Annotated in this window: 11 protein-coding genes; 7 read left to right on the top strand and 4 right to left on the bottom strand. The window is 35.6% G+C overall.

Annotated elements, in window-relative coordinates:
* From VGE71_RS11690 to VGE71_RS11660, 7 genes are all read left to right on the top strand, one after another.
* The coding region (locus tag VGE71_RS11690; protein WP_331138492.1) for a glycoside hydrolase 43 family protein at positions 1–1,468 on the top strand (1,468 nt) is incomplete at its 5' end.
* 6 nt (positions 1,469–1,474) lie between these two features.
* Positions 1,475–2,695 (top strand): glycoside hydrolase family 88 protein, encoded by a 1,221-nt coding sequence (locus tag VGE71_RS11685; protein ID WP_331138491.1) that lies wholly within the window; start codon positions 1,475–1,477, stop codon positions 2,693–2,695.
* 22 nt (positions 2,696–2,717) lie between these two features.
* The gene (locus VGE71_RS11680) at positions 2,718–4,409 is read left to right on the top strand and encodes a glycoside hydrolase family 28 protein (protein WP_331138490.1); all 1,692 of its coding nucleotides are present in this window, start codon (positions 2,718–2,720) and stop codon (positions 4,407–4,409) included.
* A gap of 237 nt (positions 4,410–4,646) precedes the next feature.
* Positions 4,647–5,573, top strand: a complete 927-nt coding sequence (locus VGE71_RS11675; protein ID WP_331138489.1) for an alpha/beta hydrolase — start codon at positions 4,647–4,649, stop codon at positions 5,571–5,573.
* A 238-nt stretch (positions 5,574–5,811) separates the two neighbouring features.
* A complete protein-coding gene (locus VGE71_RS11670; protein WP_331138488.1) occupies positions 5,812–13,104 on the top strand; it encodes a pectinesterase family protein in 7,293 nt (2,430 codons plus the stop codon).
* An 88-nt stretch (positions 13,105–13,192) separates the two neighbouring features.
* Positions 13,193–13,849, top strand: a complete 657-nt coding sequence (locus VGE71_RS11665) for a hypothetical protein (protein WP_331138487.1) — start codon at positions 13,193–13,195, stop codon at positions 13,847–13,849.
* Between the two features lie 215 nt (positions 13,850–14,064).
* On the top strand, positions 14,065–17,334 hold the full coding sequence (locus VGE71_RS11660; protein ID WP_331138486.1) for a glycosyl hydrolase: 3,270 nt from the start codon (positions 14,065–14,067) through the stop codon (positions 17,332–17,334).
* Positions 17,335–17,435: 101 nt separating this feature from the next.
* Here the strand turns inward: VGE71_RS11660 and VGE71_RS11655 are convergent, their stop codons facing one another.
* The 4 genes from VGE71_RS11655 to VGE71_RS11640 are packed head-to-tail and all read right to left on the bottom strand — an operon-like array spanning position 17,436 to position 19,888.
* Positions 17,436–17,933, bottom strand: coding sequence for a 4'-phosphopantetheinyl transferase superfamily protein (locus VGE71_RS11655; RefSeq protein ID WP_331138485.1), 498 nt, complete (start codon positions 17,931–17,933; stop codon positions 17,436–17,438).
* Complete coding sequence (locus VGE71_RS11650; RefSeq protein ID WP_144212303.1) at positions 17,930–18,184, bottom strand: acyl carrier protein; 255 nt, start codon at positions 18,182–18,184, stop codon at positions 17,930–17,932. Before VGE71_RS11650 ends, VGE71_RS11655 begins: the two co-directional genes overlap by 4 nt.
* Position 18,185: 1 nt before the next feature.
* Positions 18,186–19,454, bottom strand: a complete 1,269-nt coding sequence (locus VGE71_RS11645; RefSeq protein WP_331138484.1) for a beta-ketoacyl-[acyl-carrier-protein] synthase family protein — start codon at positions 19,452–19,454, stop codon at positions 18,186–18,188.
* Positions 19,451–19,888 (bottom strand): 3-hydroxyacyl-ACP dehydratase FabZ family protein, encoded by a 438-nt coding sequence (locus tag VGE71_RS11640; protein WP_331138483.1) that lies wholly within the window; start codon positions 19,886–19,888, stop codon positions 19,451–19,453. The genes VGE71_RS11645 and VGE71_RS11640 overlap by 4 nt, the downstream gene beginning before the upstream one ends.

The raw sequence follows: 19,888 nt of genomic DNA, 5'->3' as shown, positions 1-19,888 counted from the left end.
TTTTAATAGTATTCCTGGACTCCCTATTCTTCACTCGAAAGATCTTGTAAATTGGGAATTGGTTGGATATGCATTACAAAATCAGTTTCCTGTAGAACATTATCGTACGGTTCGTCACGGCGATGGTGTTTGGGCTCCATCCATTCGTTATCATAACGGAGAATACTTTATCTATTGGGGAGATCCTGATTTCGGTATTTATATGGTAAAAACTAAAAATCCAGCTGGCGTTTGGGAAGAACCCGTTTTGGTAAAAGAAGCCAAAGGAATTATAGATACTTGCCCGTTTTGGGATGAAGATGGAAAAGCGTATTTATCTTATGCTTTTGCTGGAAGTCGAGCCAATGTAAAAACAGTTTTAATGTTATCTGAAATGGCACCAGACGGTACTAAACTAATCGGAAATCCTTCTTTAGTTTTTGATGGTCATAAAGGACATACTACAGTAGAAGGTTCAAAAATGTACAAACGCGAAGGTTATTACTGGCTTATGGCTCCTGCGGGAGGTGTAAAACCAGGATGGCAATTAGCAATGCGTTCTAAAAATGTTTGGGGACCTTATGAATTTAAAGTGGTTTTAAACCAAGGTGATTCACCAGTTAATGGACCACATCAAGGCGGTTATGTCGAAACGCCAAACGGTGAAGGATGGTTTTTACACTTTCAGGATCGTTGGGCTTATGGGCGTGTGGTTCATTTGCAACCTGTAACTTGGAAAGACGGCTGGCCAATTATGGGAAAAGATGCTAATAAAGACGGAATTGGAGAACCTGTTATGGAATGGACTAAACCAAACGTAGGCAAAAATTATCCAGCAACTCCATTAATTTCTTCTGATGAGTTTAATAGTCATCAATTTGGATTACAATGGCAGTGGCAAGCGAATCAAGATCCGGCGGAACATTGGGGCTGGTCATCTGCAAATCTTGGATTTTTACGTCTGAATTGTATTCCGAGAAAAGAAGGAATTAAAACCATGTGGATGATGCCGAATCTGTTATTGCAAAAATTTCCTGGAGCCAATTTTACCACAACAACAAAATTGACTTTCGAAAATAATCCAGATGCAGGAGTATGTAGCTCAGGTTTGATTGTATTTGGTGAAGATTATGGTTATATCGCTATTGAACAGGATAAAATGGGCAATTTGAATTTGGTACAGCGTTCTTTAAAAAGTGCTAGAACTTCTAAAGAATTAGAGAAAGAAGTAGCATCAATTCCTGTAAATAAAAAAGAAGTGATTTTACGTACCAAAGTAGAAATGGTTCAGAACAAAGAACCTTTTGATGCGAGAGTTACTTTTTATTACAGTTTGGATGGAAAGAATTTTAAAAAGCTTGGAGAATCATTTAAACCTAGCGCAGGAAGATGGGTTGGTGCTAAAATCGGACTTTTTGCAATGGGATCTAAAATTATTAACGATAGCAGTTACGCCGATTACGATTGGTTTAGAGTCGAAGAAAATTAAGAAATTATGACATATAAAATCAAATATTGTTTTTGTGCTTTGTTCGTTGGTTTGATTTCGTTCGGACAATCAAAATCAGCAGATAAAAAAGAATTAGCTCCAATTGAATGGGCAATAAAAATGGCGGATTCAGATCAGAAACGTGTTCCTAATCCAGTGTTTTTGGATGGTGTAAAATATCCTAAATGGAATTATACAAATGGTTTGGTGGCGCTTGCCAATCAGAAATTGTATGAGTACACTAAAAATCAGAAATATTGGGATTACGGACTTTCGTATGCTGAACAGTTAATTGATAAAGATGGAAATATACAAGGTGGATACGAAATAGACAAATACAGTCTTGACCTTGTAAATTCTGGAAAAATACTTTTTGATATTTATAAAAAGACCAACGATTCTCGATATAAAATCGCAATGGATGTATTGCACAAACAATTAGAAGGACATCCAAGAAATTCTGATGGTGGTTATTGGCACAAGAAAAGTTATCCGTGGCAAATGTGGCTGGATGGCGTTTATATGGCCGATCCTTTTTCTGCACAATACGGACAAGTTTTCAATGATCCAAAAGCAATTGACGATGCTATTCTTCAAGTAGAATTAATTCAGAAACACACTTTTGATGCTAAAACAGGTTTGAATTTTCATGGATATGATGAAAAACGTGCACAATTCTGGGCCAATAAAACTACCGGAACTTCATCACATATCTGGGGACGCGCACAAGGCTGGTATTGTATGGCTTTGGTTGATATTTTAGACTTTGTTCCAGAAAATCATCCCAAACGAAAAGATTTAATCAAAATCGTTCAAAAAGTTTTTGGTGCTGTTTTAAAAGCACAAGATTCTAAAACAGGTGTTTGGTGGCAAGTAATGGATCAGCCAGGAAGAAAAGGAAATTATTTGGAATCAACTTGTTCTACAATGTTTGTGTATTCTTTCACCAAAGCCTATAACAAAGGTTATGTGGGTAAAAAGTTCCTTCAATCTGCACAAAAAGGTTTTAACGGAATTCAGAAAGAATTTATAAAAGAAAATGCAGACGGAACCATTTCGATTACAAAATGTTGTGCCGTTGCAGGATTAGGAGGTAAAAATCCCGAAGATAGAAACGGTTCTTTCGAATATTATATTTCTGAACCTATCAGAGACGACGATGCAAAAGCTGTTGGGCCTTATATTCTGGCTGGTATCGAATTGCAAAAGTTTCTAGACAAAAAATAATGTTTCAAAAATACAATGGATTATGATAAAAATAAAAAGCACTCTTCTGATCACAGCATTTCTTTTCACAAGTTTTTCTTGTCTGGGTCAAAAGAAAGGGAGTTCAAATGTGGTAGAAAAAAACACTGATACATCTTTGAAAATTCCTTTCAAAATGCCAGAAGTACAAATTCCGAAATTCAAAAGTGATACGTTAAATATTATTGATTTTGGAGCAGTTCCAAATACCGAACAACTTTGCACAAACGCTATTAATTCGGCTATCGAAAAATGTTCTAAATCGGGCGGAGGTGTTGTCGTAATTCCCGCAGGACTTTGGACAACTGGACCAATAAAACTAAAAAGCAATGTAAATCTTCATACACAAAATGGTGCTTTTGTATCTTTTACAAGCGATTTAAAACAGTACAAACTGATAGAATCTTATTTTGAAGGAAATAAAGTCATTCGTTGCGAATCTCCAATAATGGGAGTTGATTTAGAAAATATTGCCATTACTGGTCAGGGAATTTTTGATGGAAACGGCGCCGTATGGAGACCTGTTAAAATCGGTAAAATGACTTCTGGACAATGGAATGATTTAGTTAATTCTGGCGGTGTTTTGTCTAAAGACGGTAAAATTTGGTATCCATCAAAAGGAGCTTATGAGGGAAGCGAAGAGAAAAATAAACTTCCTAAAAAAGAAACTATAGAAAACATGGAACCTTACAAAGAAGCACTTCGCCCCGTTATGGTAAGTTTGGTGAATTGTAAAAAACTGCTTTTAGACGGCGTTACCTTTCAAAACTCTCCTGCGTGGAATGTCAATCCGTTAATGTGTGAACATCTTACTTTGCGCAACTTAACGATTCGTAATCCGTGGTATTCTCAGAATGGAGACGGTTTAGATTTAGAATCTTGTAGAATTGGAACCGTTACTAATTGCCGTTTTGATGTTGGTGACGATGCCATTTGTATCAAATCTGGAAAAGATAAAGAAGGAAGAGATCGAGCAAAACCAACAGAATTATTTGTAATTACGGATTGTGTAGTGTATCACGCACACGGAGGATTTACCATTGGAAGCGAAATGTCTGGCGGTGTTAAAAATATTTACGCTAAAAATCTAACATTTAACGGAACAGATTGCGGACTTCGATTTAAATCGGTTAGAGGTCGTGGCGGAGTGGTAGAAAACATCTGGATGGAAGACATTCGTATGAATAATATTCCAACAGACGCTATCAATTTCAACTTATACTATTTCGGAAAATCATTGTCTGAAGATAAGGAAACGGGAGAAGTAACCGTTACCAAAGAGCCAATTACAGAGGAAACACCTGCGTTTAAAAATATGTATTTCAAAAACATTTCTGTAAACGGAGCGTCTCAAGCTTTAAAAATTATGGGAATTCCAGAAATGCCAGTTACCAATATCGAATTTGAAAATATGATCATCCGTTCAGATGTCGGAGTTCAGTTAAATTATGCTAGTAAAATCACTTTTAAAAACCTTGATTTAAGATTAGACAAACCCGGAATTGCAGTGAGTTTTTCAAACAGCAAAAATGTGAGTTTGGACGGACTTAAATCTACTGGAGAAAATCAGATGTTTTGGGTTGGTGGTTTAGAAACAAAAGATATTTCATTAAAAACAAATGGAAAGAAATTAGTACTGAACAAAGATCTTAAAGTTTTAGAATCTATAAAAAATGAGGTGAAAGTGGTTAACTAACAGAAAAGACAACATGATAGTATGCAAATTTGAAAGAAACTAGTTTATAATTCATTGTCACGATGTGTATTAAAACAAGTGAAACGCCTTTAACCGTCTTGCAAAAACTATGTCTCTATGTGTTTAAATTAAATTATGTTCAATTGTAAAACATCTCAAACAAATCATAATATGAAGTTTCATTACCAAAAATTAAAAGCTGTGTTTATTTGGGTTTGCATCTTATTTCTTCAAAAGATGAACGCGCAATATTTGGAAGGGCTAACTCCCGTTAGAGATACTTCTTTCAATAATAAAAGTGCTTTCAAGAAAACAGTAAAGCATTTTCCAAACACGACTTTGGTTCCTGAAATGCATTTTGATGCTGTTGTACAAAAGAACGATATTGTGTATTGCAGTTACGGAAAACGTAAAATGAAACTCGATGTTTTCTTCAATAAAAATAAAAAAGAAAAACAAACCGCCATTATCCTTATTCATGGTGGAGGATGGCGTTCGGGAAACAGGCAACAGCACCATCAAATGGCGCAGAAATTAGCAAGTTTGGGGTATGTTTGTTTTACACCAGAATACCGACTTTCAACAGAAGCACTTTTTCCTGCCGCAATTTATGATCTTAAAGCTTCTATTCGCTGGGTAAGGGAAAATGCAGCAAAATATAATGTAAATCCGAATCAGATTGTTTCTCTCGGATTTTCTGCTGGAGGACAATTAGCTGCTTTTATAGGCGTAACAGGAAACATGCCTTTGTTTGAAGGAGAAATCACTAATTCAAATTCGAAATCTCAAATCAATGCTATAATTGATATCGACGGAACGTTATCGTTTGTGCATCCCGAAAGCAGTGAAATAAAAGACACTAAAAATTTTGGAGCAAGTGCGCAGTGGATTGGTTATTCCATGTATGACAATCCAAAACTTTGGGAAGTGGCTTCTCCTTTGACTTTTGTAAGCGCTTCAACTCCGCCAACATTATTTATCAATAGTTCCATTCCGAGAATGCATGCAGGAAGAGATGATTTCAGAAAAGTTTTGACAGAAAACCGAATCTATTCTGAAGTTCACGAATTTGAGAATTCTCCCCATACATTTTGTCTTTTCAATCCTTGGTTTGAACCGACAATTCAATACATAGATCAATTTTTAAGTAAAGTTTTTAAATAAAACATTAGAAGATATTTAGAACGTTGATTTTACTGATTTGCTTTCGCAGAGACACTGATCTACGCTGATTTTTATTTTAAATGAAATCCGTTCTTATCCGCGTTTTCGTTGCAACGAATCCGTATCATCCGCGTACAAACATTAATAATTTAAAAAATGACAAACTATCAAGAGAGTTTAAGAAACTAGAAAAAACTCTTTTGAAAACTATTACTAACTAAAACCATATTTAAACCAAATGAAAAAACACTTTATTTATCTATTCCTCATACTGTTTACAGTCATGGGATACTCTCAAACTATTGAGAGAATTGAAGCCGAAAAGTTCAATCAGGCTTCGGGAGCTAGAACCGAAACGAATGCTTCTCTTTCGGGAGGAGGAAACGTAGGTTATATTAAAAATAATACATGGATTAAATTCAATGCCATTAATTTTACCGAATTTGTAACTCGCTTCGATATCGCGGCAGCGGGAGCAACTGGAGGAACTATTGAACTCCGATTAGGATCAGAAACAGGAACTTTAATTGGAACCGCTACAGTTTCAGGAAGTACAAGTTTTACTGATTATAAGAAGTTTTCTACGGCAATTCAATCCACGACAGGAACTTATGACTTAGTTTTGGTTTTTAAGCATCCAACTAATACTGGATATTTATTTAACCTCGATTATCTCGAGAAAGTAACAGATAACCCAAATGCCGTTACACACAAACTTACTGTAGATGTAAATCCGGTATCTTCTGGAACTGTAACGCTTAATCCAGCCGGAACAACATTTGCTAAAGGAACAGAAATAAAACTAACAGCCAATAAAAATTTTGGTTTCAATTTTAAACAATGGGTAGATGATAAAGGAGCCGTGGTTTCAACAGCCAATCCTTTGACTTATACCATTAATGCAGATGCGACATTAATCGCACAATACGATGCGGTTGGAACTTATACCTTAAACGTTACTACAAATGGAGCTTTTGGTTTGGGAGATTACACGATTTCTCCAGCAGGAAAAGACGGAGCATTTTCTGTTTATGAAAGTGGTACAAACGTGATGATTACAGCGGTTGAAAATGATATTATAAAATTCAGTAATTGGTCTGATGGTTCAACTTCGCTAAGTACTTCTGTAGTGATGAATGAAAATAAAACCGTTACAGGAACTTACGCAAATCAGACTTTTATTGCGGGATGGACTTTTAAAAATGATCAATATGCGAATCCAAGAGTAGCCGAATTGTATTCTAAAGTAGAAAACAAACCACAATTATTTGCTTATAACGTAGCAGATAATGTTTTTGCGCCAAACGTAAGACTTCAAAACAGAGGTGGAAAAAATGGTTTTTGTGTTTGGAATACCGAAAGAGGAAATTTCTATTATTTTATGACAACACTTTCTACTGTGGGGTATAAAAATATCAATGTTGCATCAGGATTATTAGGCTATTATTACGGATGTGATGAATGGACGTTTCAATATTCATTAGATGGAGTAAACTTTGTAAATGTTTCTTCGTTAACAACAATCAATACCAATACGATTACTAATATCGGTGGAATTCTTCCTGCTGAAGCAGAAGGAAAAGAAAAAATATATCTAAGATGGTTTCCTAATATCAACGGACCAAAACATGGATCTGCAATTGATGTAACGGCTACGATTTTATCTAATGTAATGATTAAAGCCGATGAGGTTTTGGTTACAGATGCAGTACCACCAGTTTTAGAATCTTCATTTCCATCTGAAGCCGCAGGTTCTGTCGCTGCTAATGGAAGCATCATTCTGAATTATAACGAGCAAGTTCAATTTGGAACAGGAAATGCAGTTTTAAATAGTAAAAATCTAACGGCAGAATTTGTAAACAAAACAGTAAAATTCAGTTATTTCGGATTAGAATATAACAAGCAATATACTTTTACGCTTCCGGCAGGATTTGTAAAAGATCTTTCTGGAAACGATGGACCGGCGCTTACTTTGTCTTTTAAAACAATGGAAAAGCCAATTCCAACAAAACGTAAATTTGATTTAATTGTAGATGTCGATGCAACGGCTGATCAAATTGCTTCGGGAAAATATGTAAAAACAATAGCTGAAGCTTTTAATGCCGCTCCTAATAATTCGGCAACCAGATTTTTGGTGTTGATTACAAATGGAACTTATAATTTGGGTGGAGACGGAACAAATCCGCAGGATATTGTGTTGAAACTTCCAACAGGAAAGAATAATGTTTCTTTGATTGCACAATCCAAAGACAAAGTAATTCTACAAGGAAATCCAGGATGGGGAATTAAAAATGCCGTTCTTTCTATCGAAGCGAATGATTTGTACATGGAAAATGTAACGATCGAACATAAAGACGGAATTACAACTTCTGGACAAAGACCCGCTTTAAATCCGGCAGGAGATCGAAACGTTTATAACGGAGTTCGCCTTAGAAGTAAACAAGATACTCAAGTTACAGGAGGAAAAAGAAGTTTTTATTATAAATCGACAATAGAAGGAGATGTTGATTTTATTTGTGGAGGCGGAACGCACTGGTTTGAAGAATGTAAATTGGTTTCGGTTGCTTCAGGATATATTGTAGCACCAAATCATGATACCGCTACGCAGTACGGTTATATTTTTAATAACAATACGATTACCGCAGCAACAAGCTATTATTTAGGACGTCCTTGGCAAAATGCACCAAGAGCAGTTTATCTAAACACCAAAATGATTAATGAGCCAAACACAGCAGGTTGGGCAAGTATGGGGACAGTACCAGCACTTTTTGCAGAATACAATAGTGTAAACGGAAACGGAATTGCCGTTAATACAGATAACAGAACCAATATATTTAATGTAAATGGTGTCGCACAGACAGGAAACTACAATCCAGTTTTAACTAAAGCACAGGCCGATCAATTTACAATAGAAAATGTTCTAAGCGGCACAGATAAATGGGATCCGCGTGTTGTGGTAGAACAAGTGGCAAAACCAGCAAACCTTGTTGTTTCAGAAAAGAATACTTTAAAATGGGATGAGAATAAATACGCGATGTGTTATGTAATTAGCAAAGACGGTAAAATCTTGGCTATTACTACAGAGCCTACTTTTTTAGATGCTTCTACAACAGCAGGAACATTTAATTATACCATTCAAGCAGCAAACGAATACGGAGGATTAAGTGATATAAGCACTATTTCGATGTCAATTAATGGAGGAGCTACTAAATCATCTATTACTTATTTGAATTCTATTGATAATGCGCCTTTAGCAGGATTAACTCCAATAGAATATACCGAGGGAACTTTGCAGACTTTGCCAGTACCAACTTTAAAAGGTTATACTTTTTTTGGATGGTCTGCTTCGGCATCACAACCAAATTCAATTAAAGAAATTGTAACAACTGCAACAGGAAATCAAACTTTTTACGCTTTCTGGGGAACAGCAGGAAATAATAAACCTGACGAAGTAACTCCTCCAAGTAATTTTGATTATGATTTTACAGCAGCAGTAAATAAAAACTGGGATAACGGCGCCAATTTTAATCCGGCGGAAATGCCAGTGGCGGGTAAAACTGTTTCTTGTACCAAAGAAATAGAAACAACAGGAACCGTTTTTCCTGCTGATATGACTTTTTCTGGCGCAGGAACACTTCGTTTAAGAGGTGCTCACAAAGCTTCGGGAACATTGACTTTTAAAGAAGGTACACGAGTGTATTACAATACAAGCGGAGCAGGAATGACTTTAGAAGCGCCAATACTTATTTCAGGAAATGTAAAATTCGAAATGATGTCAGGGATTGCCAATCAAACTACTATGACATTAAGCGGACCAGTTTCTGGAAGCGGTGTTATTCAACCCATGAATATTGGTCAGGGAACTGTTGATAATACTGGAGTTTTACTTTTAAAAGGAGATAACACAGAGTTTATTGGAACTTGGGACTTGACTCAAAAAAGCACCAAATTTCCAGATCTAAGTTATCCAACGGTAATTGAAGGAGCTTCTGCAAGTGCTTTTGGTTCAGCAACTATTAATGTTGGGCAGAATAATTCTGTGATTTTTAGTCACGAAAGAGCTGCAGGATCAGAGTTGAAAATGAATTTTACAGAAAATGGGAAAGCAGTTTTAAATACGGTATTAAACGTTCAAAAGCTAACAATCAATGGAGTTGTTTTTAGCACAGGATCTTATGATAAAACATCACATCCTTCATTTTTTGATGGAAATGGTAAAATTGAAGTTACTGGAGAATATACAGGAGGAGGTACAGATGATACACCAGCTTTTCCTGGAGCAGAAGGACATGGTAAATATGTTACAGGAGGCCGTGGTGGAAAGCTAATTTATGTAACCAATCTTAATGATTCGGGTGCGGGTTCTCTTCGCGCAGCGATTAACCAAAGCGGACCTAGAATTGTTGTTTTTAAAGTTTCTGGAACAATTAAATTGGAAAGTGAATTAAGCGTTACAGACAATATAACTATTGCTGGTCAAACAGCTCCAGGCGGAGGTATTACACTTAGAGATTACAATGTTAAAGTAAGAGGAAATAATGTTATTCTGCGTTATTTACGTTTTAGAATGGGAGATACGCATAATGTGGAAAATGATGCACTTGGAGGACGTTTCCAACAAAATATTATTATTGACCACTGTTCGATGAGCTGGTCAACAGATGAATGTGCTTCATTCTACGAAAATAAAAATTTCACAATGCAATGGTGCGTGATATCTGAAAGTCTTAAAAATTCAGTTCACGATAAAGGAGCACATGGTTATGGTGGAATTTGGGGAGGTTTAAAAGCTTCTTTCCATCACAATCTTTTAGCGCATCATGACAGTAGAAATCCAAGACTTGGCGAATATGCTGGGCGTACGGTACCTTTAGAAGGATTGTTAGATATACGTAACAATGTTATTTATAACTGGGGAGGAAATAGCTGTTATGGTGGAGATGCAATGAATGTGAATCTGGTAAACAATTATTGGAAACCAGGACCTGGAACATCTAATTCTACTAAAGAACGTATTCTTTCAACAGGAAGAAATCAAGACCCAACATCTACACTTTATAATATTTGGGGTAAATTTTTCGTAGACGGAAATTATGTAAACGGTTCACCAAGAGCTACAGAAGATAACTGGACTTATGGAGTTTACAATCAGTTTCATGGAAGTCAGCTTCCAGTAAGTGAAAATGATAAAAAAGCAATGAAAATTGATCAACCGCACAATCCAGGTGAAATTACCACACATACAGCAACTAAAGCTTACGAATTGGTTTTAGATTATGCGGGAGCAAGTTTGTATAGAGATGCTGTAGATAAAAGAGCAGTTACGGATACAAGATCTGGAGCTGCAACAATTATGAATGGTGGTAACGGAAGTACAAACGGTTATATTGATACTCCTTCAGCTGCTGGTGGATGGCCAGAACTTCCTACTGCAGAAGCACCTGTAGATACAGATAATGATGGTATGCCAGATGCTTGGGAAAAGGAAAGAAAGTTAGATCCACAAAATCCTATTGATGGTAATTTAAAAACATTAGACGGAAAATATACGAACGTTGAGGTTTACATCAACAGTATTGTAAATCATATTACAGAGAACCAAAATGGGAGTTTAGATGTTTATGTAAATCCGCAGAATTTTGTTGAAAAATACAACGCAGCAGAAAACGGAACAAGATTCATTATGGCGAGCGGTACTTATACTACACCTACAGATCTTGCTGTTAAGAATCATAAATATACTTTTATTCCTGATGAAAATGCAAAACCTGTTTTTGCGGGATCATTCTCTTCAGAAAATCCAGAAATTGTTTCAGGGAGCTTTAGTTTTACTGGCGTTGATTTCGATTTAACAAATGCTGGTGCCAATGTAATTCAATTGAAAAAAGGAGCAAGTGTATCTAGTTTCGAAATTAAAAATGCTTCTATAAAAGGAATCAAACAAAGTTTATTAGTAGCAGAAGGAACTACTGAAAATCCTATTTCAAAAATTGTTTTAGAAAATTGTATTATTGATGGAAGTGCAGCAACTGGAGGAAGTTTTATTCAACCCGATTCGCATCTTGTAAACTCGATTTCGGTTAAGAATTCAACTATTTTCAACTATGAAAAAGGAAATAATTTTATAATTCTGCAAAATAAAAATGCTGCAACAGAAACGGTAAACATTACTTTTGAAAGCAATACGATTTATAACGCTGGAACACAAACTGGAAATGGCTTTGTTTATGTCGACAATCAATACAATACGGCATCTACTTTTTCTTTCAAAAATAACATTGTTCAGGACGAACGTGAGAATCCAAAACCGATTTATCTGTTCAATTCTAACAATGCGAATGGAGCAGGAAAAGTAGTTTTAGACAATAATCTTTTGGTTGGAGTTTCTTCTCAAACGGTTAAAGGAACAGTTACGGTTAGCGAAACTAATGTTAAGACTTTGATAGGTTTAGGATTAACATCACTTGTGTATCCAAATCCAGCGCAAGGAAATTTCAGCTTCTCTAAAAATTCTCCTTTGGCAAAAGCTTCATTAGAAGGCACAGCTTTGGGAGATCCAAGATGGTTAAAAGCGGATGCTAAATTTTCTAAGATCAGTTATGTAAATTCTATTGATGGAAAAGCCATCACACTTTCTCCAACGGAATATATGGAAGGATCCGTAACTAACTTAAAAACACCAAAATTAGAAGGTTACACGTTCTTTGGTTGGTCGGCTACAGCAACCACACCAGGATTATTAAAAACAATTCTGGCAACTGCTACAGGAGATCAGGTATTTTATGCTTTCTGGGGAGAAGGAGGAAACAACAAACCAGACCCGAAACCAATTGTAAAATCTGCAGTTTCATACCTAAATTCTATTGATGGTAAAGCCATTTCAGGTTTAAATCCAATAGAATATACCGAAGGGACAGCATTGACCTTACCAATTCCAACCTTAAAAGAGTATACTTTTTTTGGATGGTCAACTTCTGCAACAACTCCAAATTCAATTAAAGAAATTGCTATTACAGCAACAGGAAATCAAACTTTTTATGCTTTTTGGGGAGTTGGAGGAAATAACAAAAAAGATGAGGTAATTCCACCGACATTTTATACACTTTCTTATTTGAATTTACCTGCGGGAACTATAAATGCTAATAAAACCAGTGTTCAGACAGGAACAACTTACACTTTAGAAGAAGCTCAATGTCCAGGTTACCGATTCTTAGGCTGGTATGCAGATGCTTTGTACGGAAAAGAAGTAACCGCTTTTGGTACAACACAAAAAGAAAACTTTACGCTTTATGGACGCTGGAAAAAGCTGGGAGAATTCTATGCTTTTCCAACGGTTGCATCTGGTAAGCTGACTTTGAAATCAAGCACTGATAATGATCGTATAGCCATTTTTAGTATAAATGGTCTGCTTATAAAACAAGTTGATTTGTATGGACTAGAAACAGAAATTTCTACTTCAGATTTAGCTGCTGGAAGTTACTTTATCAAAAGTTTGAAAACAGGATTGTCAGCGAGAATTATAGTAAAATAAGTTTTTAAAATTAGGGGATGAAAGTTTCGTCTTTCATCCCTTATTTAAAACGGAATTCATCAGTATTAAAAAATAAATCATTATAGATATGAATAATAGCATCAAATTATTAGTGCTGGTTTTCATTACTTTATTGTCGTCTTGTTCAAGTGATGGTGAAAGTGATGAAAATGCTAATGTAAATCAAGGATATTTAAAAATTGGAAGTCAAACGGTAGAATTATCTCAAGGATTTCTTGAAAATTATGGTATTAGAGGGAATGCCTACAACATCGATTTTTCTCTAAAATCAAAATCAATTTCGGATAAGGAAGATGGAGCAGTAGTGTACTTCGAAATGTTTTCTTCACTTCAAAATAATTTGGCCAAAGGAGATTATACGTATGGAGGTTATTCGGAAGCGTTGGTTTACACGTATACAAAATGGGGACAATCCTTATTAGGTAAAAACATCAATGCCGCAAAAGGCGGAATGTCTGTAAGTAACGGTGTAAGCATAAGACCAACAAGTGGTACTTTTAAAGTTAGTGAAAACGGACAAACCTATAAAGTTAGTTTTACAGGAAAAGGTACAGCAAGTTATTATAAAGACGGAGTTCTCGCTTCTAGTCAGAATGATGTTAGTTTTATCATGCAGTACAAAGGAGATGTAAAACGCTCAGAAGGCAAAACTTTTACAAGTAAAAGCGTGAATTCAATATTGAGATTAGAAAAAAATCACGCTGTTATCTTTAAAGGATTATAATTTAAGTTTTAGGAAAACAAAAAGCTGTCTTAGATTTTAAGACAGCTTTTTTTATGTTTTTATTGTCTCGTCTTGAAATAACGATACACAAAAAAACTCATAAATTGAACATTTACAAAAGAATACAGGATACTACATGACAGGCTAAAAAGAGTAATTAGATATATTTGGTAATGATGCTCAACAATTGTCTAATACTAATAACTTCCATAAAAATGTATTCTAAGTGTCTATTTTCATTTTTTTGTATTTGTATCATTTCCTGCTGTGCGCTTGGGCAACAATCAAATGTAAAAGAAGCCCTCTTTGGATTTCAGAATCCTCAGGATAGTACAAGAACCAAAGTATGGTGGTTTCATGGAGAGACAGAAACAACTAAAGAAGGGATAACAGCAGATTTAGAAGCTTTTAAAAAAGCAGGAATAGGTGGAGTAGTTTATTACGATCAAAGCCATGGAAAAGCAACTAATGCCTTAGAAGGTTTTTCTTCTGAATGGTGGAAAATGCTAAAATTTGCAGCTTCAGAAGCCAAACGAGTTGGTCTAACATTTGAACTTCATATTTCTAATGGATATGTTGCCGGAGGTCCTTGGATTACCAATGAAACTGGTATGAAACGTCTGACTGCAACAGAAATTTTGGTCAAGGGAGGAAAACATTTTTCTGAAAAACTACCTGAGCCTCAAAATAAGTACAATTTTTTTAAAGATGTTGCTGTTCTAGCGTTTCCCGCACAGAAAGGAGCTGGTAAATCTTCTTTTTCTCAAAATGTAAAAATTACTTCTACAGATAAAAGTATTGATACAGGGAGACTTTTTGATCCTTATTCTAATAATGTGTCTAGAATTGAAAGAAATAATTCTGGAGTATACATTACGATGGAATTCTCTGAAGATTTTGAAGCTCGTAGCATTACTTACAAAATGCAGCCAAGAGGCAAGGCTACATCAAGTGCGACTAATGTACCTGGAGAATCTGGAGATACATTTATTGGGACAGGATATAGAGTACTCCCAGATTTTGGAAACCTTGAAGTTTCCTATGATGGTAAAAATTATGAAAGAATCTGTGACCTGAAACCAATTTATAAAGCTCATGAAAGCTGGAGACAAAAAACAGTATCATTCAAGGCAGTTAAATCAAGATACTATAGACTCCATTTACATGATTGGTGGGAAGAATCAGAAAAGAATCAGGAGCTTTTATTGAATTCGATAGTATTAAATTCTGCTGCAAAACTTGATCAGTATGAGGAAAAAGCGGGGCTTTTTAGCGAATATATTGAAAAAGACAAAACACCTCAATATAATGCTAGTGAGGTAATAGACGCTACAAAAATTATAAACCTAACGGATAAGATGGATACTCAGGGCAATCTAAACTGGGATGTTCCTAAAGGAGAATGGATGATAATGCGTTTTGCTTACGAGCCAACTGGAGCTTCTACAAAACATGGTAGAGCAAATTTAATAGGAAGAGAATGTGATAAACTTTCAGTAAAAGCGGCAGAAATTCATTGGAATAATTATGTAAAAGTTATAGCAGATTCATTGGAGATTTCGCATAGTGGTCACCTTTTAGGTATAGCGATGGACAGTCACGAAGCTGGTGCACAAAATTGGACAGATGAGTTTATAAATGAGTTTAAATCGAGAAGAGGTTATAATCCTTTAGTTTATTTGCCAGCAATGATGGGCTATGTGGTAGATGATGTTCAGAAATCGGATGGTTTTTTGTTTGATGTCAGAAGAAATATTGCCGATTTGATATCGGACAATTATTATGGAACATTTGACAAGTTGGCGAGATCTCGTGGACTAACATTTACTGCTCAGGCAATAGGAAATGCTTTATGTATTAATGGAGATCCTATTCAGGCTAAAGGCAGAGTGCAAAAACCGCAGGGAGAATTTTGGGTAATACATCCTGATGGTAATTATGATATAAAAGAAAGTTCATCGGCGGCGCATTTGTACGGGAAAAAAATTGCTTCAGGTGAAGCATTTACAGATGCTAAATACTCGACTTCCTTGTCAGATCTTAAATCACTTGCAGATTATGCCTATGCATTCGGAATTAATGAATTTGTAATCTGTGCTTCGGCGTATCAGCCTTGGATGGATAAAATTCCGGGCAGTACTGGAGGCGGACGTCAATATGCAATTAATAGAAACAATACTTGGTGGGACTACAGTCGTCCTTTTTGGGATTTTCAGGCGCGTAGCTCTTATCTCATGCGTTTAGGAAAATCAACTGCTTCTCTCTGTGTTTATCTTGGTGAAAACGCTCCTGTCAAAATTGTAACAAATCGTTTACCCGATATACCTGGTGGATTTGATTTTGATGCTTTTACAACCGATGCGCTACTAACCAGAATGGAAGGTAAAAAAGACGGTATAGTTCTATCTGATGGAGTTGCATATAAAATGATGGTACTTCCAAAAAATGGAGATATAACACTAGATGCGCTAAGAAAAATAGGAACTATAGTCGAAAATGGAGGTTTAATTTACGGACCAAAACCACTTTGTTCTAAATCAGGCAGAGATATTGGAAAAGAAAAAGAATATAAAGATCTGACAGATAAATTGTGGGGAACGAGTACTAAAAATAAAGGTATGAAGAGTCTAGGTAAAGGAGCCGTTTATTGGGGAGGAACTCTTGCTGAAGCATTACAATCTGCCAAAATAGATCCAGATATTTCTCTAAAGGAATCTGACTGCAAAAAAAGAAATATTTATTTCATACATCGCAAACTCAATGATGCTGATTTGTATTTTATCGACAATCACAAAGATAGTCTTGAAAACAATGTTTTTTCATTTTCCACAAAAGGGAAATATGCTCAACTCTGGGATTTGATAACAGGTAAACGTTATGCATTATCAACAGAAAAAGTAGCTAATGGTAAACTTGCAATTCAGTTGTCTTTAAAGGGTCGTGAATCTTTTTGTATTCTCATAAATGATACATTTGAAAAGCTTCCTGTTTTTAATACAAATAATACAGCTGAAACTCGTTTAATTGACGGATCTTGGGAAGTTTATTTTGATGAAAAGAAAGGTGGTGCGGGTACTGTCACTTTTCCACATCTTCAGGATTGGACAGAATTTGTAGACCCTAAAATAAAATATTATTCAGGCACCGCGGTTTACAAAAAAAATATAATGATTGAACCAAAAGGTAAAAAGGTAAATATTGAAATTGATAATCCTGGATTTGTGGCTCAGGTACTCGTAAATGGGAATGATTGCGGAGTAATATGGTGTTCGCCATGGCAGCTGGACATTACAAAATTTCTAAAAGCAGGAAAGAATAAATTAGAAATACGTACTGCAAATGCACTGACAAACAGAATGATTTATGATTCACAACTTCCCGAAAATGAACGAGTGACTTTTTCCTATCCTCCAATAGTAAATTCTACAGATCAATTGGAACCTTCGGGCCTAAAAGAAGTGAAACTGCTAATTGAAAAAATTTAAATATTTGTTTTAATTAGAAAGTATAACTGATTTTAGTTAATACTAAAAAAACAAAAGCTGTCTTAAAATTTAAGACAGCTTTTGTTTTTTTATAAAGGTTTTCAATTTTTAATAATCACAAGCTTTTTAAAACGTCCGTGATGACTGATTGAAATATCCTGAAGTGTATGAGCCGTTTTTAGAAACGGAATACCATTTTCGTTTTTTACAATTTCTTTGTTTTGAACTTCAATTACTCGATTTATATTTTCAAGAACGTTTACAGCAATGGTATGAATGCTTTCAGAAGAAATAATGCTTTTCGTGTAATATACATTTTCGTTACAGATCACTTTCCCCGTTGCTTGATTTGATTGTAGAAAATCTAAAGTACAAGAAAGTTTTTTAGGTATAAATTCTCGTATTTTGGTTTGACGGTTATAAATCTTATAAGCAGCTTCTTTCATACTCCAGAAGAGCCATACCATAATTTCTGGTTCATGAGAATCGGATATTGACTGTTGTTCTTCCATCGTAAAAAGTTTTTCTATAAAACCTTTTCGTTGCCATCGACTGTCAATGCGGGACTGCTCAAGATCTATAATGTCGTTGCCAATCATTTTTGGGCTAGTTTGGTCTCTATAATTTCTACAGCCGTTTTTACATCAAGCATACGTTCCATATCGGTATTGTCGATTACGATGTCAAAATTTTCTTCAATATCCAATACAATGTCAACTAGATTTGCCGAATTTATATTAAGATCTTTAATAAAATCAGTTTCTTCGGTAAGATTGTCAAATGCTTCTTCGTTTGTTGTAAAAGGCTTTATAATGACTTTCAATTTTTCAATAAGTTCTTTTTTGTCCATTTTAGTTTTCAAATTTTTTAAATAGTATACATGCATTGACATCACCAAAACCAAAACTGGCTTTAGCAATTATTTTAGGATTGGTTTTTATAGTTTCTAAAAGCACTTTTGAAGGATCAATTAAGGCTTCAATTTCAGGATGAAGATCGGAGCAGTTTTTATTTCCAAACAAAAATCCTTCGTGAAGTTGCAATACAGAAGCAACACTTTCGATACTTCCCGAAGCACTTAAGCAGTGTCCAGTTAAGCTTTTTAATGAATTGATATAGGGAAAATCAGAACCGCTTCTTTCTAGAGCTTTTGTCCAGTTTTCGATTTCGAGACTATCTTTTGTTGTAGCGGTCAAATGCCCGTTTATAGCGTCAATTTCATTCGGATGGATTCCAGCATTTTCTATTGCCGTTTTAATGCATCTTTGAACTGCTGTACTGTTTGGAGCCGTCATAGTACCTCCGTCGCGCTGTCCGCCTGAATTGATATTTCCACCAAGAATTTCAGCATAAATAACAGCGTTGCGTTCTAGAGCTGTTTCCAAATCTTCAATCACAAAAGCACCAGCACCGCTTCCAGGAACAAATCCTGCAGCAGAAGCGCTCATGGATCTTGAACCTTCTTCGGGTTTATCATTAAATTTTGAAGAACAAACACGAAGCGCATCAAATCCAGCCCAAATATACGGCCCGCTGTCGGAAGTACTTCCAGCAAGAATTCGTTTTGCTTGTCCAGATTGTATTCTGTCATAAGCCATTAAAATAGCTTCGGCGCCTGTTGTACAGGCAGAAGAATTTGTCGTAACCTGATTTCCTAATCCGATTTTACCGCCGAGATAGGCACTGATACCGCTGTTCATCGTTTGAGCCACAACTGTACTACCTAATCTTCTAACTTGCAATTCATCAATTTTATAAATGCTTTCGCGAAATTTATCAATTCCAGAAGTTCCAGCTCCGAAGATGGCTCCACTGTCCCAATCTGGATTTTCGTTTAAAGGTAATCCAGCGTTGTTCCAAGCTTCCAAACCTGCAATAACGCCATATAAAATTCCTGTGCTGTTAAAGCCACGAAGTTCGAGTTCTGTAAAATACTGCGCTTTCAACTCTTCCGTTATTTGTGGCTGACCTGCAATCTGACAGGAGAATTGCAATTCTTCTAACTGAGCATCATGTCGAATACCCGAAATGCTGTTTTGCAACGCATGAGTAAACGTAGGAATACCAACACCATTTGGTGCGGCAACTCCGAGACCTGTTATAACAACTCGTTTTTTCATAACCTTTTTGTTATCATTCCAGCCAAAACACCTCGGCAAACTTCTTGTCCTGCTTCATTTTTCATTACTGCATTACATTTTAATTTTCCGAAACGGAAAAACAGTTTTTCCGAAGTCACGGTTACTTTTTCATTAGGATAAACAGGTTTCAAAAATTCCATATCCGCTGATGTAAACGCGATTACAGTATTTTCTCCTAGTTCATTTCCTAAAAGAAATATTCCTAAACAAACCATTCCAATCTGAGCCATTGTTTCAGTTAAAATAACGCCTGGAGTAACGGGATTGCCTTTAAAATGACCTTTATAAAAATCAAGGTTTTCTTTAAAAGTATACGTTCCTGTTACACCGTTTTCATCTGCGTGAAGCAATTCATCTACAAATAAAAAAGGTTCGCTGTATGGAAGTGGTTTTAAGATATCAGTTAGTTTCAT

Origin of the sequence: Flavobacterium sp. (assembly GCF_036405015.1) — a bacterium.
In the GTDB taxonomy this organism is placed as follows: domain Bacteria; phylum Bacteroidota; class Bacteroidia; order Flavobacteriales; family Flavobacteriaceae; genus Flavobacterium.
The sequence above is the reverse complement of the archived record's forward strand: the minus strand, read 5'-3'. Positions and strand labels throughout refer to the sequence as shown.